This window comes from Brevundimonas albigilva, assembly GCF_023503965.1.
GTDB lineage: Bacteria > Pseudomonadota > Alphaproteobacteria > Caulobacterales > Caulobacteraceae > Brevundimonas > Brevundimonas albigilva.
The window spans coordinates 2,327,677-2,354,659 of record NZ_CP097298.1 but is presented as its reverse complement, the minus strand read 5'-3'; the positions used below and the strand labels follow the sequence as shown (position 1 = coordinate 2,354,659).

16 protein-coding genes and 5 pseudogenes are annotated in these 26,983 nt (G+C 66.5%); 13 read left to right on the top strand and 8 right to left on the bottom strand.

The features are described 5' to 3' along the window. Positions 1 to 36: 36 nt before the first annotated feature. From MU852_RS12450 to MU852_RS12445, 3 genes and pseudogenes are all read left to right on the top strand, one after another. Positions 37 to 1,600, top strand: a pseudogene (locus MU852_RS12450) (sodium/sugar symporter). Between the two features lie 58 nt (positions 1,601 to 1,658). Then, positions 1,659 to 2,309, top strand: a pseudogene (locus MU852_RS18295) (2-dehydro-3-deoxygalactonokinase); the annotation flags it as partial. A gap of 178 nt (positions 2,310 to 2,487) precedes the next feature. Then, positions 2,488 to 3,108 carry a 2-dehydro-3-deoxy-6-phosphogalactonate aldolase gene (locus MU852_RS12445; protein ID WP_249749828.1) on the top strand — a complete coding sequence of 207 codons (621 nt, stop codon included), beginning with the start codon at positions 2,488 to 2,490 and terminating at the stop codon, positions 3,106 to 3,108. A 261-nt stretch (positions 3,109 to 3,369) separates the two neighbouring features. Here the strand turns inward: MU852_RS12445 and MU852_RS12440 are convergent, their stop codons facing one another. After that, complete coding sequence (locus MU852_RS12440) at positions 3,370 to 4,656, bottom strand: acetamidase/formamidase family protein (protein ID WP_249749827.1); 1,287 nt, start codon at positions 4,654 to 4,656, stop codon at positions 3,370 to 3,372. Between the two features lie 95 nt (positions 4,657 to 4,751). Here MU852_RS12440 and MU852_RS12435 point away from each other — a divergent pair, with 95 nt between their 5' ends. Next, complete coding sequence (locus tag MU852_RS12435) at positions 4,752 to 5,552, top strand: helix-turn-helix domain-containing protein (RefSeq protein ID WP_249749826.1); 801 nt, start codon at positions 4,752 to 4,754, stop codon at positions 5,550 to 5,552. A 77-nt stretch (positions 5,553 to 5,629) separates the two neighbouring features. Here MU852_RS12435 and MU852_RS12430 read toward each other — a convergent pair whose 3' ends face one another. Beyond that, positions 5,630 to 6,523, bottom strand: coding sequence for a LysR family transcriptional regulator (locus MU852_RS12430; protein ID WP_249749825.1), 894 nt, complete (start codon positions 6,521 to 6,523; stop codon positions 5,630 to 5,632). Between the two features lie 79 nt (positions 6,524 to 6,602). Between MU852_RS12430 and MU852_RS12425 the strand changes: the two genes are divergently transcribed. After that, positions 6,603 to 7,442, top strand: coding sequence for an SDR family NAD(P)-dependent oxidoreductase (locus MU852_RS12425; protein ID WP_249749824.1), 840 nt, complete (start codon positions 6,603 to 6,605; stop codon positions 7,440 to 7,442). A gap of 102 nt (positions 7,443 to 7,544) precedes the next feature. Further along, a pseudogene (locus tag MU852_RS12420) lies at positions 7,545 to 8,203 on the top strand (SDR family NAD(P)-dependent oxidoreductase); the annotation flags it as partial. Between the two features lie 161 nt (positions 8,204 to 8,364). Here the strand turns inward: MU852_RS12420 and MU852_RS12415 are convergent. Both MU852_RS12415 and MU852_RS18290 read right to left on the bottom strand, forming a co-directional pair. Next, complete coding sequence (locus MU852_RS12415; RefSeq protein ID WP_249749822.1) at positions 8,365 to 9,336, bottom strand: TetR/AcrR family transcriptional regulator; 972 nt, start codon at positions 9,334 to 9,336, stop codon at positions 8,365 to 8,367. A gap of 66 nt (positions 9,337 to 9,402) precedes the next feature. Beyond that, a pseudogene (locus MU852_RS18290) lies at positions 9,403 to 9,498 on the bottom strand (TetR family transcriptional regulator); the annotation flags it as partial. Between the two features lie 245 nt (positions 9,499 to 9,743). On the opposite strand from MU852_RS18290, the gene MU852_RS12410 reads away from it, so the two are divergent. The 4 genes from MU852_RS12410 to MU852_RS12395 all read left to right on the top strand — a co-directional run bounded on the left by MU852_RS12410 (position 9,744) and on the right by MU852_RS12395 (position 18,100). After that, positions 9,744 to 12,380, top strand: a complete 2,637-nt coding sequence (locus MU852_RS12410) for a TonB-dependent receptor (RefSeq protein ID WP_249749821.1) — start codon at positions 9,744 to 9,746, stop codon at positions 12,378 to 12,380. Between the two features lie 25 nt (positions 12,381 to 12,405). Next, positions 12,406 to 13,281 carry a tyrosine-protein phosphatase gene (locus tag MU852_RS12405; RefSeq protein WP_249749820.1) on the top strand — a complete coding sequence of 292 codons (876 nt, stop codon included), beginning with the start codon at positions 12,406 to 12,408 and terminating at the stop codon, positions 13,279 to 13,281. Between the two features lie 250 nt (positions 13,282 to 13,531). Next, positions 13,532 to 14,983, top strand: a complete 1,452-nt coding sequence (locus MU852_RS12400; RefSeq protein WP_249749819.1) for a sigma-70 family RNA polymerase sigma factor — start codon at positions 13,532 to 13,534, stop codon at positions 14,981 to 14,983. 114 nt (positions 14,984 to 15,097) lie between these two features. Next, positions 15,098 to 18,100 carry a TonB-dependent receptor gene (locus MU852_RS12395; RefSeq protein WP_249749818.1) on the top strand — a complete coding sequence of 1,001 codons (3,003 nt, stop codon included), beginning with the start codon at positions 15,098 to 15,100 and terminating at the stop codon, positions 18,098 to 18,100. Positions 18,101 to 18,139: 39 nt separating this feature from the next. Here MU852_RS12395 and MU852_RS12390 read toward each other — a convergent pair. Then, positions 18,140 to 18,226: pseudogene (locus MU852_RS12390) on the bottom strand (hypothetical protein); the annotation flags it as partial. 109 nt (positions 18,227 to 18,335) lie between these two features. After that, complete coding sequence (locus tag MU852_RS12385; RefSeq protein ID WP_249749817.1) at positions 18,336 to 20,774, bottom strand: TonB-dependent receptor; 2,439 nt, start codon at positions 20,772 to 20,774, stop codon at positions 18,336 to 18,338. Positions 20,775 to 21,008: 234 nt separating this feature from the next. Here MU852_RS12385 and MU852_RS12380 point away from each other — a divergent pair, with 234 nt between their 5' ends. From MU852_RS12380 to MU852_RS12370, 3 genes are all read left to right on the top strand, one after another. Further along, positions 21,009 to 22,514 (top strand): sulfotransferase family protein, encoded by a 1,506-nt coding sequence (locus MU852_RS12380; protein WP_488225925.1) that lies wholly within the window; start codon positions 21,009 to 21,011, stop codon positions 22,512 to 22,514. A 618-nt stretch (positions 22,515 to 23,132) separates the two neighbouring features. Beyond that, positions 23,133 to 23,543 (top strand): hypothetical protein, encoded by a 411-nt coding sequence (locus MU852_RS12375; RefSeq protein ID WP_249749815.1) that lies wholly within the window; start codon positions 23,133 to 23,135, stop codon positions 23,541 to 23,543. Between the two features lie 8 nt (positions 23,544 to 23,551). After that, complete coding sequence (locus tag MU852_RS12370) at positions 23,552 to 25,234, top strand: hypothetical protein (RefSeq protein WP_249749814.1); 1,683 nt, start codon at positions 23,552 to 23,554, stop codon at positions 25,232 to 25,234. Positions 25,235 to 25,706: 472 nt separating this feature from the next. On the opposite strand, the gene MU852_RS12365 is transcribed toward MU852_RS12370, so the two are convergent. Together MU852_RS12365 and MU852_RS12360 are read right to left on the bottom strand one after the other, a co-directional pair. Next, positions 25,707 to 26,039: a hypothetical protein gene (locus MU852_RS12365; RefSeq protein ID WP_249749813.1), complete on the bottom strand. Its 333-nt coding sequence runs from the start codon at positions 26,037 to 26,039 to the stop codon at positions 25,707 to 25,709. After that, positions 26,036 to 26,965 carry an isocitrate lyase/phosphoenolpyruvate mutase family protein gene (locus MU852_RS12360; RefSeq protein ID WP_249749812.1) on the bottom strand — a complete coding sequence of 310 codons (930 nt, stop codon included), beginning with the start codon at positions 26,963 to 26,965 and terminating at the stop codon, positions 26,036 to 26,038. The genes MU852_RS12365 and MU852_RS12360 overlap by 4 nt, the downstream gene beginning before the upstream one ends. Positions 26,966 to 26,983: the final 18 nt, after the last annotated feature.

The window sequence follows — 26,983 nt, the reverse complement described above, 5'->3', positions numbered from 1 at the left end:
GGTCCAGGGACGGGAACTGCATCATGACGCTCGTGCATCGATCTGGCGATCCTGGCGATCTACGCCATCTTCATTTTCGGTCTGGCCCAGTGGGTCTCGCGCAGCAGGAGCGGCGAACAGAAGACCTCCACCGACTACTTCATGGCTTCGAGAAGCCTGCCCTGGTGGGCCATCGGGGCCTCCCTGATCGCGGCCAACATCTCGGCCGAGCAGATCATCGGCATGAGCGGTTCGGGCTATGTGATCGGCCTGGGGATCGCCTCCTACGAATGGATGGCGGCCCTGACCCTGCTGATCGTGGGCAAGTTCTTCCTGCCGATCTTCCTGCGCAACGAGATCGTCACCATGCCGCAGTTCCTGCAGCAGCGGTACGGGCCGACGATCCGCAATGTCATGGCCGTCTTCTGGCTGCTGCTCTACGTCTTCGTCAACGTAACCTCGATCCTGTGGCTGGGCGCCATCGCGGTCCATACCGTCACCGGCTTCGATCAGGACTACGCCATCGTCGCCATCGGCGTCTTCGCCCTGGCCTATCAGCTGTGGGGCGGGCTGAAGGCCGTGGCCCTGACCGACATCGTCCAGGTGGCCCTGCTGGTCTGCGGCGGCCTGATCATCGGCTTCATCGCCCTGTCGACCATCGGCGGCGCGGGCGGCGCCGTGGCGGGCTTCCACACCCTGCTGACCGAATTTCCGGACAAGTTCGACATGATCCTGTCCAAGGACAATCCGCACTATCAGGAACTGCCGGGCATCGCCGTGCTGCTGGGCGGACTGTGGGTCATGAACATCAGCTACTGGGGCTTCAACCAGTACATCATCCAGCGCGCCCTGGCCGCCAAGTCCCTGCCGGAAGCGCAGAAGGGCATCGCCTTCGCCGCCTATCTGAAGCTGCTGATGCCGGTGATCGTGGTGCTGCCGGGCATGGCCGCCCTGATCCTGGCCCCGAACCTGTCGGCGCCGGACCAGGCCTATCCCAGCATGATGAACCTGCTTCCGGTCGGGCTTAAGGGTCTGGTCTTCGCCGCCCTGATCGATCGCCGCCATCATCGCCTCGCTGGCGTCCAAGGTGAACTCGATCTCGACCATCTTCACCCTGGACCTCTACGCCAAGATCCGAAAGGACGTGCCGGAGCACCGACTGGTCACTGTGGGCCGCATCGCCGCCGTCGTCGCCGTCATCATCGGCATTCTGACGGCCCGTCCGCTGCTGGGCGGCTTCGACCAGGCCTTCCAGTTCATTCAGGAGTTCACCGGCTTCTTCACTCCCGGGATCGTGGTCATCTTCATGCTGGGCCTGTTCTGGAAACGGGCGTCGGAAGCCGGCGCCCTGACCGCCGCCATCGGCTCGGTGGTGCTGTCGGCGGTCTTCTGGTGGCTGCAGGAAAGCGGTCAGTTCATCTTCCCCTTCATGAACCGGGTCGGCGTGGTGTTCGTCGCCTCGCTGATCGCGGCCGTGGTCGTCTCCCTGCTGGTCCCGGCCAAGCCGGACGCGATGAAGATCAAGCTGGACCAGATCAGCTACAAGACGTCGCTGGGCTTCAACCTGGCCGCCGTCGGCGTCGTCGCCTTCCTGATCCTGGTCTATTCGATCTGGTGGTGACGTGAGCGAACCCGCCCGTCTGATCGGCGTCGACTGGGGCACCAGCAATCTGCGCGTCATGCGGATCGCCGAAGGCGGCCGGGTCCTGGACAGCCGCTCCGATCCGCGCGGGGCGGGCGGCCTGTCCCAGGACGCCTTCCTGCCGGTGCTCCAGGACGTCGCGGCCGACTGGCTGACCCAGGATCTGCCCGTTCTGTGCAGCGGCATGGCCGGGGCGCGCGGCCGGTGGCGCGAGATGCCCTACCTGCCCTGCCCAGCCGGGATCGAGGATCTGGCCGCCGCCGTGGCCAGCCCCCAGGACGCCCCCGGCGTCCGCCTCGTGCCCGGCGTCGCCGTGTTCGAGAACGGCGCGCTTGCGGACGTGGCGCGTGGCGAGGAGACCCAGGTCTTCGGCCTCGACGCGCTTGAGGACGCCCTCGTCGTCGCCCCCGGCACCCACAGCAAATGGATCCGAACCCGTCGGGGCGGGATCGACGGCTTGCGCACCTTCCTGACCGGCGAGTTGTTCGCGGCCGTCCGCAAGGGCACGATCCTGGGCGCCGGCATGGGCGATCCCGGCGGGGACGACGACGCCTTCGCCAGGGGTGTAGGACGCGCCCTGAACGACCCAGCCCCCACCGCCGCCCTGTTTTCCGTTCGCGTGGAAGGCCTCGCGGGACGACTTTCGACAGAGTCTGCGGCCGACTATCTGTCGGGATTGCTGATCGGGGCCGAAGTCGCCGCCCAGGCCGACATGAACGACCGCCCCGTCATCCTCATCGGCGCCGCCCCCTGTGCCGCCGCTACGCCGCCGCCCTCGCCCAGGGCGGCTTCCAGAACGTCCGCGTCGCGGACGCCGCCTCCGCCACGGCCCAGGGCCTGTGGCGCATCCGCGAGGTCCTGTCCCGATGATCCCCGTCGCCGTCGAAAGCCTGGACGCCCCGCCCCTGATCGCCATCCTGCGCGGCCTGAAACCGGACGAGGCGGTCGAGATCGGCGAGGCGATCGTCGACGCCGGCTTCCGCTGTCTCGAAGTGCCGCTGAACTCGCCCGAGCCGCTGGAAAGCATCCGCCGCCTGCGCCAGGCGCTGGACGGCCGCGCGCTGGTCGGCGCCGGCACGGTGCTCGACGTCGCCGCCGTACGCCAGGTGGCCGACGCAGGCGGGCAGCTTGTCATCTCGCCCAATACCGATGTCGACGTGATCCGGGAGACGAAACGCCTGGGCCTGTTGTCCCTGCCGGGCTTCTTCACGCCGTCGGAAGCCTTCGCGGCTCTGCACGCGGGGGCGGACGCGTTGAAACTGTTTCCGGCCGAGGTCGCCACGCCGAAAGGCTTGAAAGCGCTCCGCGCCGTCCTGCCGGGATCCGCCCGCGTCTTCGTCGTCGGCGGCGTTCAACCCGACACGATCGAGCTTTGGAGACTGTGCGGCGCCTCCGGGTTCGGCATCGGCTCCGCGATCTTCAAGCCCGGCGATTCCCCGACCCTGGTCTCTCGCCGCGCGAGCGAATTCATCGCCGCGACGCGCTGAACGCTGGCTTGCCTGGGCCGATGCGCTTGTTATGGCCAGCAGTTCGCCCGGCCATGCGAAGCAGCATCGACCAGAAGCCAGGCCGCTCGCGATCGACATTACGGGTCCGACGACTGCGCGAGACCGGATGGCTGATTTTTTGATCGGCGCCGACTGTCCGGGCACGACACCGGGCGTTTATCGAAATACGATAATGAGACTCATCTCGCGAGCGGCGGGAGATATCGTCTGTTTGCCCTCGACGTGGCGCGAAGTCGCGCCTCACTTCAAGGCAGCCAAACGAGACTTATCCAGACTCAACGCCAAGCCCGCGTTTCGCCCGGCAAGCGTCGCCACGCGATACTCGGCGGCCGTGCCGAGGATCAGCGAGGCCTCTGAGACGCTCAGGCCATAGTCCTGCTCCAGCCACTGGATCATGGCCGCGGTCGCCGTTCGCGCCGCCTCGTCCAGCGACGGCGCCTGACCGAGGACGGTGATCCGGTCGGCGGTTTCGATGCGGGGCGCCGCCATCGGCTTGCTCGGAAGAACGTCGACGCTGAACTCGACATCCAGCGAGGTCTCCAGGGCCCATTGGGTGGTTTCGCCGTCGCCCTGCAGCGCGTGGCCGTCGCCGAGGAAAAGCATGGCGCCGGGCTGGAACACAGGCAGGTAGATCGTCGCCCCTTCGCCGATCTGGTTGAAATCCATGTTGCCGCCCCATCTTCCGGTGTCGCCGGCCGATTGCGCCGCGAGCCCGAAGTCGGGAGCGACGCCCAAGCCGCCGAGCATCGGCCGGACAGGGACGACATAATTCCTCAGGCCTTCGGGCGGATCGTCGAGCCGCGCCGTCCCGGCCTCGCGGTCCAGCCGCCAGCGGACGCGCCGGCCCAGATCAGCGGACCGTGACGCCAGACCCAAGGACATGGCCCGGCCCGTCACGCCGTCGAGGCTGTCGGCGTAGTCTCGGTTCAGCTCCAGCCGACGAATGTGGACCGCCAGGATGTCGCCCCGTTTCGCGCCGGCGACGAAGAAGGGTCCGGTCTGCGGATTTCCGTACAGGGCGACGACCTGGCCCTTCTCGTCGACGCCGCCGGAATCGATCGTGCGCGTCGCCACGACGTCCCCCGGCTGGATGATCATCGCCGGCGGCAGGTCGGCCGTGAAGGTGTTGGAGAAGCTCGTCGGGTCATAGGTTCGACGCCTCGGCTCGCCCGTCGGCATCTGCAATCGAACGCCGCGGGCGGCATGTCGAACGCGAGGTCCCGTGTTGCTGGTGTCGGGATAGTCGGCCCAGCCGGTCAGAGCGTCCCCCGTCATCGCACCTTCGAATCGATAGGCGACGCCGTGCGTGTCGAGGGCGGTGAAACTTACCTGATCGCCATCCTGACGGCCGCTGAGCGGCCATGAACCGAACGTTCCCGACAGCGTCTTCCCCTCGCCCTCCAGCGTCAGGATGTCGTGTTCCGCATTTCCCCACCGATCGACCGACAACAGCCACGTCTGCATATCCTGTCCAGCGACGGGCGCCGCCAGCAGGGTCGCACATCCGGCGATCAGGGCGATACGCATGAGACATCCTCCGGGAAACCTTTCGCCGAATTAAGCCAGCCGCCGGCCTGGGCCATGTAGAAATCGGAACCGCCCCGACGAAAGGCCGCCATGCCATGAGCTTTGTCTTCGCGCCGTCGCCGCCCGACCTCGCGCCGTGGGTGATCGGCTTCGGAGAGCGGCGCGACCTTCGCGCCTTCAGCGCGATGCGCGAGTTGCCGATGCCCAGCCCGGCGCTTCAGTTCATGATGGGAGGAGACTATCATCTGGCAGGGGTCGGGCCAGCGCCGCGCGCGGCCCTTTGGGGCCCCGTCGTGACCTCCTCCCTGGCCTGGACTGACGCCCCAGCCCTGGTGTTCCTGATCTTCTTGACCGGATACGGAGCCGTGACGCTGTCAGGCCGTCAACTGGCCCAGCTTTCCGGCCGGCGCATCACCCTAGCGACGATCGACGCCCATGCCGACCGAACGTTGACGGGCCCGCTGCTCAAGGCCGAAGACTTCCCGGCCCGGCAACGGGTGGCCAGCGCGTGGATCAGGCGTCGTTTCGAAAGTCCCGCCGGCGCGGTTCCTCCGATCGTCGCCTTGACGGATCGCATCGTGTTGGGAACCCTGCGGGCGCCCGTTACGGATATCGCGCGGTCCATCGGCGTCACGCCTCGCGGCTTGAGCAAGGCCTTCAATCGCGAGGTGGGCTGCTCGCCCAAGCGCCTTCTTCGGCTTGCCCGGTTGCAACGCGTGTTGCAGTCGATCCACCCCCGACCGTGGACCGGCGCGTCGCCGGAAGACCCGTTCCTCGAATACCACGACCAGGCCCACCTCGACCGCGACTTCTCCGACCTCACCGGCATGAGCCGGCTCAGCTACGTCAAGGCGAAGGCGAAGGCAGGCGACCAGTTGATCTACACCGTCGTATGATCCCCGCTGCGGAATCCTTGGCGCGCGAGGTCAGGCTCAGCGGATATCGGTGAAACGGGATCGCGCCGCCCAGGCCTTCATGCGACCCTGCCGGCTTTGAGGCTCTCCTTGAGCAGTTCGAACGCCCTCGTCCCACGCCGATCCGGATAATAGAGGTGATAGCCGGCGAACGGCTCGCACCACGGCTCCAGCAGGCGGATGAGGCGACCGTCGGCGATCGGCGCGGCCACCAGGTCCTCCAGGATATAGAGGACGCCGAAACCCTCCAGGGCCGCGGCCGCCAGCAGGTCGCCGTCGTTGAACACCGGCCCGCGACCCGGCGTGACCGTCACCGCGTGGCCATTCCGCTCGAACGACCAGGGCGACAGATAGCCCTGCGAGTCGCCATAGGCGATGCATCGATGGGTCGTGAGGTCGGCGGGCTTCATCGGCGCCGGATGGTCGGCCAGATAGGCCGGGGACGCCACAACCGCGATGCGAAGCGAAGGCCCGATCGGCAGCGCGATCATGTCCTTCTCCAATCGCTCGCCGAGCCGGACGCCGGCGTCGTAGCGGCCCGCCACGATATCGGTCATTGCATCCTCGACGCACACCTCCACCTCGATGCCGGGGTGGCGGCGCATGAAGGCCGGGAGCATCGGCCACAACACGGTGTCCGCGGCGTGCTTGCCCGTGGTGATCCGCACGGTCCCGATCGCCGTTCCGCGGGTCTGGGACAGGATTTCGATCTCGTCGTCCAACCCGGCCAACGCCGGCGCCAGGGTGGCGAGCAGGCGCTCGCCCGCGGCGGTCGGGGCGACGCTGCGCGTCGTGCGCGAGAGGAGGCTGAACCCGAGCTGGCCCTCCAGCCGCTTCATGGTCTGGCTCAACGCCGACTGCGTGACCCCCAGCCGCCTCGCGGCGCGCGTGAAGCTGCGGTCGGCGGCGATCGCCGCAAAGACCGCAAGATCCCCGAACCGGTCCGGACGCATTGATGACCTCCGCTACTGGGCCCTGTTACTGATTAGCTGGTTATTCCGATAGATTAATACGCCTACTTAAATGACTCCGATGTCGCGGATCAAGGAGCAGGCGATGGGCAAGGTTTGGCTGGTGACGGGCGCGAGCCGAGGGCTGGGGCGCGAGATCACGCGCGCCGCGCTCGACGCCGGCCAGACGGTGGTCGCGACGGCGCGGTCCGCCGAAGCGGTGCGCGACGCCTTCGTGGACGATCCTGATCGCCTGCACGTCCTGGCGCTGGATGTCACAGACGCCGAGGCCGCGCGCGCCGTCGTCGCCGAGGCCCTCGAACGGTTCGGCGCGATCGATGTGCTGGTCAACAACGCCGGCTATGCGGAACTGGGCTTCTTCGAGACCTTCACCGACGCCGCCGTGCGGCGTCAGTTCGAGGTCAATCTGTTCGGCGCCATGTCGGTCGCCCGCGCGGTCGTTCCTCATATGCGGGGACGGCGGTCGGGCCTGATCGTCACCATCTCGTCGGTCAGCGGCGTGGTCTCCAACGGCGGGGGATCGGTCTATTCGGCGTCGAAGTTCGCGCTCGAAGGGTGGATGGAGGGCTTTGCGCAGGAGCTGGCGCCCCTGGGCGTCCGCTCGCTTCTGGTCGAGCCGGGAATGCTGCGCACGGAGTTCATGGACGGCAAGTCGGCGAGCTTCGGCGGCATCCAGATTTCCGACTACGCCGAGGCGGTCGCGCAGCATCGCGCGTTCGTGGACCAGGCCAACGGCGCCCAGCCCGGCGATCCCAAGGCGCTCGCCGCGCGGATCGTGGCGTTGGCTTCGCAGGACGAGACGCCGTCGCGGCTGGTGTTCGGGGACGACGCCCGGCGGTGGGCCGGCGCGAAGGTCGACCAGTTGCGGCAGGACATCGCCCGCTCCGCCGATCAGAGCTGAGGCGGCGAGCGACGGCGGCGCCGGGGGCGATGGTCCCCTGCCCCCGCCCATCAGCAGGTTCACAGGAAAGGATCGAACGATGAGACGCTTTGAAGGCGGACCGTGCTGATCACGGGCGCGGCCGGGGGCCAGGGCGCCTCTCACGCGCGCGGGTTCGCGAGCGAGGGCGCCAAGGTGGTCCTGGCCGACGTTCGAGAGGAGAGCGGGCGCGCGCTGGCCGATGACCTGGGCGAACAAGCCCTCTTCATCACGCTCGACGTGTCGGTCGCCTCGGACTGGGACGCCGCAGTCAAGCAGGCGGAAAGCCGCTTCGGACCGATCTCGATCCTCGTCAACAACGCGGGCGTCCTGGCCCCGTCGGCGTCGATCGCGGACAGCGACCCCGCGGATTGGGACCACGTCATCGCGGTCAATCTGAAGGGTCCCTACCTGGGCGTTCGGGCGGCGGCGCCGTCGCTGAAGCGGGCGGGCGGCGGCGCGATCATCAATATCGCCTCCACCTCGGGTCATGTCGGGACGCCGATGATCGCCCCCTATGTGTCGAGCAAGTGGGGGTGCGAGGATTGACCCAGACCGCCGCCCTGGAACTGGCTCGTGACGGGATCAGGGTCAATTCCATCAGCCCGGGCGTCATCGACACGCCGCTGATCACCCAACCCCTGCGGGCGGGCGAAGTCCCCGTCAGCGACCACTTCTCCGCCGCGCCCTTCGCGACGCCGCGCATGGGGGAGCCGGCCGAGGTCACGCGCCTTGTCCTGTTCCTGGCCTCGGAAGCCTCGGCGTTCATCACGGGCTCCGACTATGTCATCGACGGCGGAATGATGCTCGGACCGGTCCCCCGTCCGGCGAATGACGATGACCGCTGCTGGCCTCTTGGCGCGGCTCCGGCGCACAGGGTTTCGCGGGTCGATCGTCGAACGGCCTACCGCGCGAAGATGTCGTTGGCCTTCAGCAGGGCGGCTCTGACCCTGTCGTCCAAGCCTGGATCCGCCGCGATCGCCCGGCCGGCGCCTGCGGTCCAGTGCGAGATGAGCAGAGCGTCCAGTCGCGTGAGATGCGGCGCCTGTTCGCGAAGAAAGCCCCATGTGCCCAGGCCCCGGCTGTAACGCACGCGGGCGGCGAAGTTCGACAGGGCGGGATCGCGCGTGGCCGCCAGGAAGAAGACCTCCAGCGCCCGTGACCGCGGCGCCGCGCGACCGATGTCGAGGAAGGACAGGATGTGCGCCCCGATGTCGCCGTGGTCGGCCTGGCCGACGCCCGCGCGCCGGGCGGACTGGACGATGCTGTCGTAGAGCCAGGCGTAGCCGGCCTCGGCCAGCGCGGTCCGCGTGGGGAAATGATGGGTCACGGCGCCCAGGCTGACCCCGGCGGCGGCGGCGACGGCGCGGTGGGTCAGGGCCGCCTCGCCCCCTTCGTCGACCGCCGCGACCACCGACTCCGCGATGCGGGCGGCGGCGGGCGCCAGGACCGGAAAGTCCACGGCCTGCCGCGACAGGGCCTCTGCGCCCTCGCGCCACGGCGTCTGGCGCGCCAGCAGAGCCGTATCGCCGGTCACCCGCCCGACCAGGCGGGCGCAGACTTCCTCAAGGCCGGCGCGGTCATGGGGTCGCCGCCAGCGCACCAGGTGGCCCAGCCTTTCGGAATGCAGCACGGCGGCGACGATCGAGCCGTGATCCGCGTCCAGCGAGAAGCGCGGCAGGGCGCGCGCCCAGAAGGCGTCCCACAGCCGCAGCCATGCGGCGGCGGCCTCGGACGGTTCCCAGGCCGCCTGGAGAAAGGCCGAGGCCTCGGCCTGGGCCAGAACCGGCGCGTCGCTCCAGGAATCGATCAGGTCGGCCGCGAAGGCGGGAAAGGCTTCGAACGGCCAGGGCTCGCCCGCAGCGACATCGTTCAATCGCTGGTCCAGCCACAGGGAGGCGCGCCGGACAGCCTCAGCCTGAGCCGAACCGTACAGTCGTTCTATCGAACCAAAATGATAGTTGATCGCGGACCCTGAGACGCCGGCACGCGCCCCGACGCTGCGGGCGGTGGCGCCGGCGGGGCCCGATTCGGCCATCTCCAGCAGAAAGGCGTCGACGAGATCGGTCGCCCGTCGGTTGGACGAGGCAGGCGAAGTAATGACGGGTTCTGACGACAACGGCACATCGTCTGTGTGCCCTGTTCCCGCGCCCGCGGCAACGGGCGGAGTGTCGCGTCGCCCAACCGTCGCAATACGGTCGCAGATCGACAGAACAACTGTTCTAATTCTGCGAAACAAACCTTCTAGACGGCCTCATCCAATCGTCGACAGGGGGTGTCGCCATGTCTCTCATCCGTTCTTCCTACGTGTCCAAATCCGCGCTTGGCGTCGGGGTCGCCGCCCTGGCGCTGGTGGCGTCCGGCGCCGTTCAGGCCCAGACCGCGGCCGAAACCCAGGCGCAGATCGACACCCAGACCGTCGACGACATCGTCGTGACCGCCTCGCCGATCGTCGGCAGCCAGCGCGCCGCCCTGAACCAGCAGCGCAACGCCGACAACCTGATCAACGTCATCGCCGCCGACACCGTCGGCCAGTTCCCCGACCAGAACTCGGCGGCCGCCCTGGCCCGCCTGCCAGCCGTCGCCGTCCAGCGCGACCAGGGACAGGAACGTTATCTGCAGGTGCGCGGCGGCCCGAACCGCTGGACCAGCGTGTCGGTGGACGGCGTCAACATCATCGGCGTGGACGAGGGCGGCGTGTCGCGCGCCTTCCGCTTCGACGCCGTCCCGGCCGTGATCCTGAGCGCGCTGGAGGTCAACAAGTCGCTGACCCCGGACCTGCCGGGCGAGGCCATCCTGGCGCGCGTCAACCTGCGCACCTTCTCGCCGTTCGAGCGGCGCGGCTTCCACGCGCAAGGCGACCTGGGATACGGGGAGATGGACCTGGGCGGCGGACCGCAGGAGCAGGCCGCCCTGCGCGGGTCGTGGTCCAACGACCGCTTCGGCGTCATGGCGGCGGCCTCGCACTATGAGCGCGAGCAGATCACCGACAACCGCGAATTCTCCTATGACGCCGACACCGGCCTGCCCGAGGCGTTCGACATCCGCAGCTATCGCGTCACCCGCTCCAGCGAGGCGGCCATGCTGGGCCTGGCCTTCCGCCCGGCGGACGGCCACGAGCTGTTCTTCAAGACCCTGTATTCGAACTTCAACGACGACGAGGAGCGCAACCAGTATGTGCTGGAGTTGGCTGACGCGGTCAGTGGAACGATTGGCGCGGATGCAGGCGACCTGGTCGGCGTGCCGGTCACGGGCGCCTTCAACTACGGCGAATATCGCAACGACAACTGGATCAGCACCCTGGGCGGCGACCACCGCATGGCCGACTGGGATCTGAGCTGGCGGATCAATTATACCGAGACCGAAAACACGACCTGGTTGCCGATGATGCGGCAGATGTGGGTCAATCCGCTGACGTCGCCGTCGCTCAGCTATGACCGGTCCGATCCGAACCTGCCCATCGTCACCCTGTACGATACGGTCGCGGGGGCCGGCGGCCTGGCTCGCGGCCCGGCCCGCGACAGCCTGCGCCAGGGCGATCCGACCCTGAACCTGATGATCCCGATCACCAGCGCGGTGAACACCGAGAGCTGGGTCTACAAGATCGACGCGACGCGGACCTTCGACTGGGGCGGCCGGTCGGTCGAGATGTCGGCCGGCGTCGAGTACGACAGCCGCGAGGTCAGGGGTTCGGCGATCAGCCAGACCTCGGTCCTGATGCTGCCGGCGCTGCTGCCCCGGGTCGGCCTGACGTTCAATGCGGCCGACTACGTCACCGACCGGCCCTGGGACACCGGCTTTCCGCTGGGCTTCCGGATCAACTGGGTCGACAACGTCGCCATGCGCCGCGACATCGACGGCATCCTGACGGCGCTCGAGGGCGCGGGCCTGTACGATCCCGCCAACCTGACGGCGCCCAACGGCCTCTACACGATCGGCGAGGACCTGTTCGCCGGCTACGCCATGGCCAAGTTCCAGGCCGGCCCGGCCCAGATCGTGGCGGGTCTGCGGGTCGAACACCTGTCGCAGGACATCGGCGGCTTCGTGCCCGACAGCCCCACGACCTTCCTGCCGGTCAACGCCAGCCAGGACGACACCAGCCTGTTCCCCAGCATCAATGTGAAGTTCGACCTGACGGACGACATCCTGCTGCGCCTGTCGGCCCAGACGGGGATCGCCCGCCCGTCCTTCTCGGTGGTGCGCACCAGCGCCTCGATCGACGACACCGGCGAGACGGTCAGCGCCGGCAACCCCTATCTGGAGCCGGAGCGCACCTGGGGCGGCGACGCCTCTCTGGAATGGTATCTGCCGGGCGCGGGCCTGGCCTCGGTCAGCGGCTTCTACCGCAACGTCGACAACGTTCTGTTCGACAGCCAGACCGTGGTCGAGGACGACCTGTTCGACGCCCCGGGCCTGGACCGGACCGGCTATGACTACGTCACCACCCTGAACGGGGGCGAGGGCAAGCTGTACGGCGTGGAGATCGCCTATCTGCAGCAGTTCGTCTTCCTGCCGGGCGTCTGGAGCGGCTTCGGCTTCCAGGGCAACCTGTCGCTGTTGAGCGGCGACTTCGAAGCGCCGGACGGCCGCACGGTCGACTTCCCCGGCGTGTCCGACACCATCGCCAACGCCTCGATCTTCTACGAGAACCACGGCCTGTCGGCGCGCGTCAGCTATCAGTGGCGTTCGGAGTGGATCGACACCCTCAGCTTCGCCGGCTTCGGCGACCAGATGCGCGACGGCTACGAGAACCTGGACCTGTCGGTTCGCTACGCCGTCACCGACAACGTCTCGGTCTATTTCGACGCCAACAACCTCAGCGACGAGACCTATGTCGCCTACCAGGGCGACGCCCTGCATCCGACCGAGGTCGAACAGGTGGGCCGTCGCTACCTGGCGGGCCTGCGCTTCCGCTTCTGATCCCCACCGACGAAGGATATTCGAGATGAAGAGACTGCTTGTCTGCGCCGCCGCCCTGACGCTGGCGGCCCTGCCCGCCCAGGCGGCGATCGCCCGCCAGGCCGCCCCCGCCGCGGCGCCCGCCGAACCCTCGGCGCACCAGCGGCTGCTGCCGCTGGAAGGGGTTCAGAACGCCCGCGACATCGGCGGCTATCGCACCGCCGACGGCCGTACGGTGAAGTGGGACGTGATCTACCGGACCGCCGAACTGTCGCACCTCACCGCCCATGACAAGGCCCTGCTGGAAGCGCGCGGCCTGCGTTCCATCCACGACCTGCGCTCGGTCGACGAACGTCGCGACCAGCCGACGGACTGGACCGGCGAGGGCGCCCCGGCCATCACCGCCTTCGACTATTCGATGGACATGTCGGGCTTCGCCGCCCTGTTCCAGGGCGAGGTTACGGCCGATCGGGCGCGGGAGGTTTTCGCCGCCTCCTACCCCGAACTGCTGAAGATGCAGCGTCCGCAGCAGCGCGCCCTGTTCGCCGACCTGCTGAAGGGCGAGGGCGCGGTCCTGTATCATTGCTCGGCCGGCAAGGACCGGACGGGCATGGCCACGGCCCTGATCCTGTCGGCCCTGGGCGTGCCGCGCGAGACCATCCTGGCGGACTATGAACTGTCCAACCAGTATTACCGTCCTGACCTGACGACGGCCGAGGCCAGCGACAATCCGCAGGCGGCGGCGTTCATGCGATTGCCCGAGGACGTGCGCGCCATCTTCATGGGGGTCGACGCGCGCTATCTTCAGGCCGTGTTCGACATCATCGACCGCGACTATGGATCGGTCGAGGCCTATCTGGATCAGGAACTGGACGTCGACGCCGCCGACATCCAGCGCCTGCGGTCGCTCTACACGGTCTGACCGATAAGGCCGCCCCACCTTGGGGCGGCCGTCTTCCGGGGCGCGGGCACAAGCCTGCCCCCGGCAGAGGCTGCAATGTCCGCTGCCGGCCCGGCGCGAGGACCGCCCTCGGCGCGAGGGCGCGATCTTTGATCATGAGCGAGCGTCTCGACATCAAGTGTCGAGGGCGGTTTCGATGCACCTGTACGCCGTGAACGCCATCGAACCTTCACGCTGGCGCGCTAGAGGGCGGGTCGGGTGGGGATCGTCCGTGGCATATGATGGCGACGACAGTCGGGCGGCGCAGGACTGGTCTCCGGTCCTCGACTTCGTGCGACGCCTGGCGCGACGCCGGCTCAGCCGAGCCGATCTTGCCGAAGACATCGCCCAGGAGACGGTCCTGCGGCTGGTCGAATACGGTCGCGGGGGCGCGCCGATCGACAATCGCTACGGCCTCGCCTTGCGCATCGCGGAGAACCTCGTGAACGAGCAGTTTCGGCGAGAGCGCCGATGGGGCCAGGTGGAACTCAGCGACACCCTGGCCAGCGCGGAGCCCGCCGCGGACCGCGTGATCGAAGGCAAGCAGGCCGTCGCCACGCTGAGGCAGGCGCTCGAGCGGATGCCCGCCTTGCGAAGAGACATCATCATCCGGCGGCGGGTTCGCCATCAGAGTTGCGCCGCCATCGCCGCCGACCTAGGGCTGAGCGTCAAGGCGGTCGAGAAGCATGTGACGCGTGGATTGCTGGACCTCAATCGAGCGTTCGATCAGAACGGGCGCGATCGATCGGAAGCCGAATTGAAGACGGACCAGAAGCGCGTCATGGCCGAAGCGGCCGCCTGGGTGGATTGGTCCGCCCGATCCGACGTGAGCCCGGCTGAAGTTGCGGCCTTCGAGCGCTGGATGGGCGAGAACGAGGCCCACCGCAGGGCCTTCGCCGACCTGGCGGCTCTGTGGCGTTCGGGCGCCTTGGGAGAGGCGGCGGCTGGCCTGGCTGTCGCCAAACCGCGGCGGCGCGAGCGCAACCTGCCGTGGCGCCTTATTGTTCCGACGGCCATGGCCGCCGCAGCGGCGACCCTGGTCATCCTCTATGCGCCTTGGATGGATTACAGGACGCTGGAGACCGCCCGAGCGCAATCGGACGAAATGCGATTGGCCGACGGCTCGACCGTGCGTCTGAGCGGCGGAGCGCGATTGCTCGTGCGGCAGAGCCCGATGGGACGGAGCGCGACCCTGGAACAGGGCGAGGTGTTCTTCGATGTCCGCCACGACGGGCGCCCCTTCGCGGTCATCGCTGGCGAGGGACGGGTGCAGGTCATGGGCACGGCGTTCAACATCGATCGCCTATCTTCGGGCCGCACCGAAGTGGCCCTGTATCGCGGCGCCGTGCGCGTACGCGGGCGCTCGCGCGAGACCATCGATCTGAAGCCAGGCGAGCGAGCCGTCGTCGACGGCGGTCGTCTAAGCCGGAGCGCGCCGCTGCGAGCGGCCGGTCCCGACTGGTTCGACGGCTGGTTCGACACCGAGGACGCCAGTCTGGGGCAGTTGGCCGAAGAGATCGACCGCTTCTCCCTCAAGCCGATTCAGGCGGATCCGGAGGTTCGCCGGATGCGCATCAGCGGGCGGTTTCACGTTGGGGAACCCCATGTCGTCCTGGCCCTGATCGAGACCGCATATGGGGTTCGCGTGGTTGAGGAAAGCGACCGGATACGGATCGAACGGTGAGAAGCGTAGCGAAACCGTCGCCAATATTTCACCTCTGAAAAGGTAGGGTTCCGACCCCGCCGGACATCTCTCCCGCAGGCGACTGACGCCGACATCTTCCCCGGGGACCAAGACATGAAAACCGATCTGACGCTGCGTGCGTCCGCCTTCGCCCTGGCGGCCGCCTTGGCTGCCGCTGCGCCCGCTGTCGCGGTCGCACAGTCGCCCCGGCAGACCTTCGCCATACCTGCCCAGGATCTGTCCTTGGCGCTGAACGACTTCTCGCGCGCCACCGGCCTGCAGGTCGCGGCCCAGCCCGAGGTCTTGCGCGGTCGTCGCAGCCGCGCCGTCGAGGGGCGGTTCACCCCCGCCGAGGCCCTGTCGCGCCTGACCGCCGCCAGCGGCGTTCACGCACGGATCGTCGGGCGCTCGGTTCTGGTGGAGGCGGTCGCGCCGACCGCCTCCGCCGCGCCCCGTGTCGAACGCACCATCATGCCTCGTGGCGCAACGACGCCCGCAGCCGAGACGGCCTTGGCCCAGACCGCCGAGGTGGACGACGTCGTCGTCACCGGCTTTCGCGCCAGTCTGAACGCGGCGCGCGACCTGAAGCGTGAGGCCGTCGGCGCCCAGGACGTCATCGTCGCCGACGACATCGCCGCGTTTCCAGACCTGAACCTGGCGGAATCGCTTCAACGCGTGCCGGGCGTGGCCATCACCCGCGACGCCGGCGAGGGGCGTCAAATCTCTCTGCGCGGCCTTGGCCCGGACTTCACCCGCACCCAGCTGAACGGCATGGAGGTGCTGGGCAATACGGCGTCGGGCTTCGACAACCGCGGCTCGGTCAGCCGGACCCGCAGCTTCGACTACAGCCTGTTCGCTTCCGAACTGTTCAATCGGGTGACCGTGGAGAAGTCCTATGCGGCCGAACAGGACGAGGGCGGCATCGGCGGCACCATCGCTCTGACCACGGCCCGTCCCTTCGACTACGCCGGTTCGCGGCTGGTGCTGGGCGCCAAGGCCCAGACCAACTCCAACACCGACAGCGTGACCCCGCGGGTCATCGCCCTGGCCTCGAACCGCTGGGACACGGGCGCGGGCGAGTTCGGCGCACTGGTCTCGGCCGCCTACACCCGCAACGACGTCAATGAATACGGCATGCGGAGCTGGAACTGGACCAAGATCAATGTCGGCACCGCCAACATCGGCCCGAACGTCTCGGCGGCTGACCGCGACCGTCTGGTCAACGCCACGGGTCTGAACCGGATCTCCGCGCCACAGGCGGTCAGCCCCTCGACCTGGTATGCGGAGCGCGAGCGCGTCGGCGTTACCGGATCGCTGCAATGGCGGCCGAACGCCCGCACCGACATGAGCCTGGACTTGATGTACGGCACGCTGGCCAACACCCGCGACGAATACGCCCAGGCGCCGGCGGGGGTGAACGCCCTGACCGGAAACGTGACCGGAACCCAGCGGCTGAACGCCGTCGAGATCCGTGGCGACAGCATCGTCTACGCCGACTGGTCAGGCGTCGACATGCGCAACGAACACAAGCACTCCGAGGACGAAACCACCTTCACACAGGCGGTGTGGAATGGGGCTTACCAAGCGACCGACGCCCTGCGGTTCAACGCCCTGGTCGGCTACGCCAAGTCCGAGTTCGAGGGACCGGTCTTCGACAAGGTCTTCATCCAGGCCACGAACCAGAGCCTGACCTACGACTACCGCGACGGCAGCCCGGTGGCGGTGACCTACGGCTTCGACACGACCGATCCCAGCCTGTGGGGCCTGATGCGCGCCGACGCCCGCGAGGACTTCATCACCAGCGAATACAAGACCGCCGAACTGAACGGCGCCTGGGACTTCGCACCATCCTCCAATCTGAAGTTCGGCGTTTCGCACAAGGACTTCCAGAACGACGGCTGGCAGCGTTTCAACCGCGTCGACTGGTACAACAATCCCAGCCGTCCGGCGCCGGTTGTGGAGGTGATCGGCTACGACAGCCTGCTGCCCTATATCGTGCCGAATGCGGTGGCGACCTTCGACCGAACGGGCCAACTGCGCGACCTGACCCAGGCCAATGATCGCGCGGGCACCAACTACGCCTTGACCGAAAAGACCACGGCCGCCTTCGTCCAGTATGAACTGGACACCCAAGTGGGCTCCATGCCGCTGAAAGCCAATGCGGGGGTGCGCTACTATTCGACCGACCTGACCTCGGCCGGCACGGTGGCGACCAACGCCGGCCTGGTGCCGACCACCATCGAGAGCAGCTATGACGGCTATCTTCCGGCGGCGAACCTGTCGCTGGAGGTCATGCCCGACATGATCCTGCGCCTGGGCGCCAGCCGCAACATCAGCCGCCCCAGCCTGGACGACCTGCGCGCCGCCGGCTCGGTCAGCTTCACCCCGTTCGGCGGCAGCGTCAGCGCGGGCAATCCGAACCTCGAGCCGTTCCTGGCCGACTCCGTCGAGGCGTCCTGGGAATACTACATGGGCCGCAGCGGCTATGTGGCGCTGGGCGTCTTCTACAAGAAGATGGACTCCTTCATCACCGCCGAGACCGCCTCGGTGCGATATGGCGACATCGGCTATCCCTTGTCTCTGCTGGGGCCGGATCAGACGGCGGACACCATCTATTCCTTCAGCCGGCCGGTGAACGGCGACGGCGCCTCGATCAAGGGGGCGGAGTTCGCCGTTCAGCGTGACTTCGATTTCCTGCCGGGCCTGTTCAGCAATCTGGGCGTCAGCTTCAACGCCACCTATGCCGAAGGGGAGACGGACGCGATGGTCGACGGCGTGCGCCGCACGCTTGCATTGGCCAACCTGTCGAAGTGGTCGTCGAATGCGACCCTGTATTATGAGACGGACGTGTGGGGCGCGCGCGTGTCTAGCGCCTATCGCGACGGTTACCTGGACGGGATCGGCGGCAACGGCAACGTCGGGTCGGGCTACCACGCCACCACCAATATCGACGCCACGGCCTTCTGGAACGTCACTCCGTCGCTGAAGCTGGTGGTCGAGGGCATCAACCTGAGCGACGAGGCGACCGACCAATACACCGACATCGTCGAGGAACGATCGACCTCCTACACCAAGAGCGGTCGCACCTTCACGGTCGGCCTGACTTATGTGTTCTGACGCGACAATGTTGGGCCGCCGCAACGCGGCGGTCCAACCCCGCTTCATATTGTAGGGCAAGATGTGGAGGCTAATCTCGGTCTTCACGTTGGGCAGGCGCCTCATAATGAAGTGGGTGCGGGCCAATCCGAGGTCATGGCGGCGGCTCCGCGCCAACACCGCACATCGCGCATGACGGGGCTTCAAGACATTCAGGCCTTGGCGAGCTCATGACAGTCTCGCGCCCCGCCCCGCATCAAAGACCGAACGTCTTGGTGAACCGCAGCCCGAATTTGCGTGGCGGCAGAACGTTCGCGAAGAAGTTGCGGGCGTAGACCGGACCGCCGTCCGCGTCCTCCAGCACCTGGTTGGCCATCGGGGTCGAGCGCGCGCCCGTCTCCGCATACTCGTCCCAGATGTTGTCGACATAGGCGGTCACCGCCCAATCCGCGGCCGGAGCGCTGAGCCGCACCGAGGCGTTGTGGATCTGGAAGGCCGGCAAGGCGATGCCGCCGCCTCGCGCGCCTGTCCGCGTCAGGACATCGCCCGAGGCGGTGAAGCCGTAGGCGAAGTCGAGGTCCAGCCCGCTTGAGAGCGGCAGGTTGTATTCGGCGTAGAGACTGGCCTGGTATTCCGGCGACCCCGGCAGACGGTCGCCCGCCTCGCCATCCACATAGACGGTGCCGAACCCGGGCGGATCAAGCGCCGTGATCAGGTTGGGCGCATCGTCGGTCAGTTCCGCCTGCGCATACGAATAGCTGCCTCTCAGGCTGAACCGTTCCGTCACCGCCGCATCGAAGCTGACCTCGAATCCCTTGGTCTCGGCGCCTTCGCCGTTCTTGGTGATGGGCGACAGGCCGACCAGGGTCGCGCCCGAAACCTGCGGATCTTGCCAGTCGATGTAGAAGACCGCGCCGTTCAGCGTCAGGCGGCGGTCGAGCAACTGGCTCTTGATCCCGATCTCGTAGTTGCGGGTCTTCTCCGAGGCGTAGGCCATCTCGTCCGGCTGGGCGCAGACGTTCTGCTGGCCGCCTGAGGTGTCGCAAAGGGTCAGGTTGTTGTTGCCTCCGGCGCGGAAGCCGTCGCTGATCGTACCGTAAAGCAGGACGTCGGGCGTCAGCTCGTACGAGGTGTTCAGCTTGTAGAGCCAGCCGTCCTCGTCATCGCTGCTTGATTCATATTCCAACACGATGGACTCAGGATCCCGACCGTTGAACACCGTCTCCAGCAACGGCAGGTCGGTAGCGCTGTTGGTCTCTAGTTCGTAGGTGTAGCGGCGGGCGCCGCCGGTGATCTGCCAGCCAGGCATGATTTGCCAGGTCAGTTCGCCGAAGAGCGCCGTCTCGGTGATCTCGCCATAGCTGACCGAATAGTATTCCAGGCTGTCGGGACGCAGCTGGACGCCGCCCCAGTTGTCGACCACGAACTGGTCGAAGTTCGGCGTATATTCCGCCGACGAGCCCCAGTAGTCGTTCTTGCTGTAGTATCCCCCAACGATCCAGCTGAGGGCGCCCGCGTCCGGCTTGGAGGTCAGCCGCACTTCCTGTGTGAAGGTGTCGTTGTCCTCCAGTTCCTGCGTATAGGCGGTGAAGGCGGGGAAGGCCTCATAGCTGTAGCCGAGGCTGATCAGCAGGTCGGTCTGATCGCGGCGTCCATCTTCCTCGAAGGTCTGATAGCCCGTGGCGCTGATCAGGTCGGCCCAGCCCAGGTCGAACTGCATCTCCAGCGCCACCAGGTCGCTGGTGCGCTCGTTGGGCTCCTCGACGCGCTGGATCGCCTCGTATTCCTCGACCTGGATGGGGAAGGTGTCCACCCGGCGTCCGGAAACCTGGCGGCCGCCGACATCCGAATGCTGGTAGTTGTACGACAAGGTGGCGTCGAACCACGCCGTCGGGCGCCAGCGCAGGGCCGCGCGACCGGACAGCACGTCCTCGGTGTTGACGTCCTCCTTCCCGTACAGATTCCCGGCGATGGCTCCGGGACTGGAGAAGTCGTTGGGCAGGGAGACGCCGATGTCGCGCACCAGATAGGGCTGGTCGATGAAGCCCTGATCGTTCAGCTGGTCCAGGTTGGCGCGGAACGCCAGGGTGTCGCTGATCGGCAGGTTGGCGGTGAAGCCAAAGTCGGTAGAGACGCCCTCCCCTTCCGAATAGCCGTAGGCGTCGCCGCGGACGGTGACGAAGGTCTCGTCGAACGCCGGCGCGTTGGGAATGTAACGGATGGCGCCGCCCAGGGTGCCGGCGCCGTAAAGCGTGCCCTGCGGTCCAAGCAGGAATTCGACGCGCTCGACATCGTTCAGCTTCAGGTCGATCGAGATCGGGACCTCGCCCAGATAGGTGGCCACCGTACCACCGGCCCCCTGGCTCACCGACTCGCCCAAGGGGTCGATATTCAGGCCGCGCACCACGATCCGGTTGGCGTTCCGCGGCCCCTGATCGACGATGTAGAGGCCTGGCACATAGCGGGAGATCTCGGCCAGGTCGCCCACGCCCAGCCGCTCGATCTGCGCGGCGCCAATGGCCGAGATGTTGATTGGGGCGTCCTGGACAGTGGAGGCGCCTCTCAGCGTCCCCGTGACGATGATTTCGTCTACGGTGGCGGGTTCCGCTTCCTGCGCCCGGGCCGCGCCTGCCGCCAGGGTCGCTGCGCTGACCGACGCTAGAAGACCCCACTTCACTTTACGCGACTTCGTCATGCGATATCCCCTTCGCATCTGCGGAAGAGTGATGCTGCGACGCGAAAAAAGGAGCCGTCAAGTTGCCGAGTTGACGTAGAACCGCCACCAAACCTTCAAACGTCGATTTTCGAATGTTTTCGCGGAGACTGTGCGATTAATGAAACGGATGACTCACACGGCCCTCCAAAGTCGCGCACTCCGGCAAGCTTCCGCCCTGATCGCTCGAGGCGACCATCAGGCCGCCCACAGCCTGTGCCTGGTTGCACTGCAAAAGGGCGAGACGCCCGCCCAGGCCTGTTTCTCCTCGCCCTGATCGCTGCCGACCATCGAAATCCCGCCAAGGCGCTGGAGTTGGCGGACCGGGCCGTAGCAATCGATGGCGAACACCTGGGCGCGCGGGCGCAGCGCGCCCGCGCGCTGCTCGCGCTACATCGTCAGGCCGAGGCGCGAACCGAAGCGGAGACGGCGGCGGCGCGCGACCCGCGCGACGGCCATGTGCTGGACACGCTCGGCGTGGTGCTAAGCCGCACCGGCGCCTATCACGCCGCCGTGGCCCTGTTCGGCAAGGCCGCCGCGCGACGCCCGGATCAGGCCGACTGGCAGTACAACCTCGGCGCCGCCCTGCAATTCACCGGAGACCTCGAAGGAGCACGCCGCGCCTATGAGGCGGCGGTCGCGGTCGCTCCCGATCACCATCGGGCTCTGTCGTCATTGGTCGCCCTGAACCGCCAGACCCCGGCGGACAACCGGATCGCGGAGTTGGAGGCCCTGTTCGACGACGCCGATCCGGATCCCGCCCGCCAGCAGCACCTAGGCCACGCCCTGGCCAAGTCGTTCGAGGACATGGGCGACTATCCCGCGGCCCTCGCCTGGCTGATCCGCGCCAAGGCCGGGCGCCGCCGGGCGGCGCGCTACGCCATCGAGCGCGATCGGGCGCTGTTCGAGGCGGCGGCGCGGACGGACGCCCCCGCCAGCCGTGGCTGGGACGACCCTGCGCCGATCTTCATCATCGGCCTGCCTCGCACAGGCACCACCTTGCTGGACCGCGTGCTGTCCAGCCATCCCAACGTCGTCTCGGCCGGCGAACTGGGCGACTTCTCCCTGCTTGTAAAGCGGATGACCGGCACGCCCTCCCCGATGGTGCTGGATGTCCAGACCTTCGAGGCGGCCAAGAATCTGGATTGCGAGACCTTGGGCCGAACCTACGTCCAGAGCGCCCGGGCCGCGGCGGAGAACAGGGCCGGCGAGGGTGCCGCGCGGGTCATCGACAAGATGCCGCTGAACGTGCTGAACGCAGGTCTGATCCACCGCGCCTTGCCGAACGCGCGAATCCTCTGCCTGCGCCGGCACCCGGTGGACAGCGCCCTGTCCAACTTCCGCCAGCTCTTCGCAACGGACTTTCCCTATTACGACTATGCCTTCGATCTTGCCGACGCCGGCCGCTACTACGCCCTGTTCGATCGGCTGGTCGCTCATTGGCGCGATAGCCTGCCATCGGATCGATTCGTCGAGGTCGCCTATGAGGACCTGGTCGCCGACCTCGAAGGCCAGACCCGACGACTGCTGGACTTCGTTGGCCTGCCATTCGATCCGGCCTGCTTGTCCTTTCACGAGAACAGGGCGGCGGTGTCGACCGCCAGTTCGGCGCAGGTTCGGTCCCCGCTTTATTCGACCTCGATCGGTCGCTGGAAACGTTATGGCGACGGGCTGAAGCCGTTGATCGACGCGCTGAACGACGAAGGCGTCATCGCCACCTGAGGCCTGTCCGCCTGGGTCAGCCATTCGGCGCGTCACCAATCCGCCAATGCCGGGCGGCATGGTGTCGCGGATGCGCCACGGACGGCTGCAGTCCACCAATGACAGGGGCGCCATGCGCGGACATTGCCAGGCGGGTTACAAGCGGACGTTCACACGGCTGCGCCCGCGCCCAAACACGCAAGGCGTCCTCATACCGAACGAACGTCTCGCTCGTGCTCTGGCCTTTGCGCCGGACCTGAACGCGCCACCGACCAGATTTCCGCCTTCGGATGGAAGCCATGTTTCGGGTGCAAAAAGGGTGCAGTGAGAATTCGCAGAGGGGCGAAAACCGTCGAAAATGGTCGTAGAACCGTCGTTCGCTCCTGCGAGCCAACCGCCTGAACATGCACGAAATGTCTGTAAATCAAGCACGTAGGCTGTCCGTGGCCCCGATGATGGATGGTGTAGGTTATTGATTTTATTCAAATAGTTACGGGGGTTCGTGTGCACTTTTTGCACACGCGTTTGCTATTTTCTTTCCTGTTCGTTCTTGCGATCCGGCGCGATTTCGCACGGGGCGCAGCTGGCATTGTTAGTTACGGTCGCCCCAGTATCCCTCTCAACTAGGCTAGGTGACCCTTGAGCGATCTCATTGTCTTTGATCCCGAGAACGCTACCGCGACGATATCGCTGGTCGGATGGCCGGAGCCCCTTGCCGCCTTGCTGAGGCTCATCCCGACTGTCGAGGAAGGAATCCTTCGACTCAACTACAGCGGGCTGAGCAATGAGCTCGATAGCAGTCGCGCCAGATGGCAAACGGATCGCTACGCCTTCATAGCTGGTCTCCGTGACGCAGCTAAGGTTGGGCGCTTGGACCTCATCAACGCCCTGCTTGAACGCGCTGACCAGTTGCAGGGGTGGAATGAGATCGACATCGACGGTCGTCACGCGGCGCTGCGAGCGACCAGGCCCGGCGATATCATCGCTCAAAACATTGCCGAGATGCGCGATATGGTCGCCACCGAGGCCAATTGGGCTCTCCTTGGCTGAAGACGGCGATGAACGGCCTATACCGGCAGCATGTGCTCGACGAGCGCGGCTTGGTAGATGCCCTCCACGCCCAGGTTCGCGATGCCGCGAGCTTTCGCGAGGCCATCGGCCTCTTCCGCCCCCAAGATCAGGGCGACGCCGGGGAATGGGACAGGCTCATCGCCGACCACTGGGTGCTGACCCAGGCCTTCATCACGGCGCACGTCCCCAAGGCCGCTCACTACTTGGCCGATCCAGAATTGGACCTGTTGGGCGCCCTGTTCAGTCATAGCGTCGCGGTGCAATCATCGCGCTGGGCGTGCGAGCAGGTGCTGACCCATGCACCGCCTTCAACCCTTGGCGATCTATTGAGCCACAGCATCCAGCTGACCGCCGACGATGTCCGCGCGCTACAGCACCGTTTGCGCAACGCCGACAAGACGTCGCTCAGGGAGCTTCAACCTGCGGTGCAAAAGGCCTTCACCGCTTTTGGATCGCGAAGCATTCCGATGCCCGTTGATGTGGTTCTCGCCGGTCTCCACCTGGGACTCGACTTCCCAGCGGGGGCGATGCCCACAGCGGCGCAGCGCGCGATCTTCGACCGGGTGTCGGAACTGCCCAAAGAACAATATGAGTCCGACGGCCTGTGGCGGCAGCTCGGTATCGAACAGCAGGCCGAATGGCGCAATGAGCTGGCGGCGCTGGTCGAGGGTGGGACGGACCTTGCCGAAGGGCTGATCGGCTTCGCCTGTACCTGGCTCGAACGGGTCGGCTACGTCGAGATCGAGCCCGTCCTGCGGCGGCTTATCAACGATGAAGGCCCTCTCGCATTCGTCCAGTCTCTGGTCGAGCAAGGCCCGCGCCTCGTCAAGCTACGGGCCTCGGCGCTGACCCGGGCGAAGCTCGAGGCCGACACAGACGCGGTCGTCGCGATAGAAGGTCTCCCGGAACCTCTGCCCGATGTCGGTGCGGCTACTTGGTTGTCCGATCCCGCGGCCGAGCGAACCATCCATGGCGCCATGGCCGCCGTTGAGGCGGAGTTCTGCCGCGAATACCGGTCGATCTGGGGTTCAGAGGAAGAATTCCTGACTGCCGAACTCCTGATCAAGGCCCGTGCGGCGGCAAACGAAGCTACCCAGCAGCTGCGGCAGCTGCGCCAGACCACCAAAGGCCGTTTCCCCTCAATCTCATTGGACGTTCGCCAGCCGGGCAAATGGGAGGAAGGCAAGAAGACGAGCGCCGGCGCGCCGTTGGGAGCTGACATCCTGTTCCTCACACGATTGGAGGATGCCGGGGTGACCCTGGCGGAAAGGGCGACCTTCGTTCAGGTCAAGAAGCGCAAACGGGGAAAGACCGAGAAGTTCAGCACGGTGATCGGGGTCGATTCTGAGCAATGCGACCACCTCCTGGCCCAGACCGAGCATGCCTTCTATCTGTTCCTCGTACCGGCTTCGCCGCACCCCAAGCTTTGGGTCACACCCGCTCGCCTAGTCCGCAACCTCAGCCAGTTGCACATTAGTCGGTCGTCAATTCCGGCGATCCAAGCCCGCGACAGCAGCATCTCATTCGCCGACTTCTTCCTGCATCATCTGGTTGGCCTGTGGTCGGGCGATGAGCGCACTGACGTGCTGAAGGCAGCCAAGGGTGATCCCGCCCGCGGGCGGCCGGCCCGGTTGATCGTCGAGGTCGTCGTCCGCCGGAGCGAGGCCTAGTCTCTGGCCCCGCCACTCCGCCTGAAACGGCTGGCGAACGTTCACACCGTCCACCCATTTTCCATCTGCATCGGCAGAAGCCACGCCTTCCAAGTTCCGACGGAATCACTCAACGTAAGCAATCTTGAGTTGCTCCGGCCATGGGGTTCCCCCTGGTGCGAAGCTGCATTTATCGGCGACCGATCCACAATGCGGACGATCGCCCCGGCTGGGTTGTCTTGATGTCGTCCACAACAAGCGGCGGAGATCTCGTCAGATCGAGCCGCGACGGAGATCAGTTTCACTACGCCTGGGCAGCGCGACAAAGTCTGAAGCTCATGTCTGTCCAGTCCGGCCTGACCGCTGTCACGATCGAGGGCGCGTCGACGATCGACAAGGACGGCCCTGACGGCCTTGTCGGCGATGAGCTTATCGACGTTGGGCTGTATTTCGGCAGCGAAGCCCCCGAAGACGCTACGGCCGTTCGGTACGTTCAACTCAAGCACTCAACGCGCCGAACAGGCTTGTCCTGGACGCCCGGAGAACTGGAGAAAACCCTCGCGGGGTCCGTCGCCTCCAGAATGTCCCCGATCGCGAGCTCCGCTGGAGAGGGAGCATCGAACCGGCCGATGGGCGCGCTCCCGTGCCAAACGGACCGCGCGCCGCCCTGCGTGACAGTGCTCAGTAGTGCCTGCGTCCCGTTGCCAGTTACAAGAACTGCGCCGGCGCTGGTCAGCTCTGTCGACGCCTCCAGACCTGCCGAGCAGGCGATCGCCTTAGCCTCTTCGAGATCCTGCTCGCCAAACGATGCGATGAGCGGCGTCACGACGCGATCCGTTCGCGGAAGCGGCTTTCCCTCAGCGCGAGAGTCTGCAGTTCAGAGGTGTATCCGACGAAGTCGAACACGCCTCGAGTCGTCGAAATCTCGTTCTCGATGCCGAACGATCCATCGTTCTCCAGGATCGAAAGACACGCCTTCTGCATGGCGGCGTAAGCGGCTCGCAGTTGGTGGTTGGCGTAGATGACGCCGTCGAACCCGGCCTCGAACAGGGCGGTTCCGGTCACTGTATGGTAGGTGGTCGGAATGCAGATCACCGGGCCGGTGCCGCCCGCCTCGCGAAAGGCGTTCAGGAAATCCGTGACTTCTTTAGCGTCCTTAGCCTTGGAGTGAATCAGGATGCCGTCAACGCCCGCCGCCTCGTAGATAAGAGCGCGTTCGACGGCGGTCCGCACGCCGAGCCCAGCGATGAGACTCTCGATTCTTGCGATGACCAATAGGTCGTGCGGCTCCACGGCAGCCTTCGCAGCAGACAGCTTCTCACCGAACTCGTGAGGATCAGCGAGAGCTTGTTCGGAGTCGTCCAGGCTGTTGCGCTTCGGAAGACCTTTCTCTTCCACGATCACCCCAGCCACCCCCATCCAGGCCAGGGCTCGGCAAAGAAAGCGGAGCGACGACACATCGCCGCCGGTGTCGGCATCAACGATGACTGGCTTGGTGGACGCCTGGACAATTTGCTGGATCAGCTTCAGCCGATCATCAACAATCGACATTTCGAGGTCCGGCAAACCGACCGAAGCGGTGCAGGTCAGACTGGACACCCATATCCCATCGAATGCACCGCCAGCAGGATCCCTCGATCGCGACGCGATCATCGCTGACAGTCCGTTGTGGGCCTCCATCAAGCGCACGCCCTTTCCACCCGCCCAATGGGCTTTCAGGGTGCGGGCCGCGTCATCAGTTCGGATGAACATTCCAAGCCTCCACAGCAG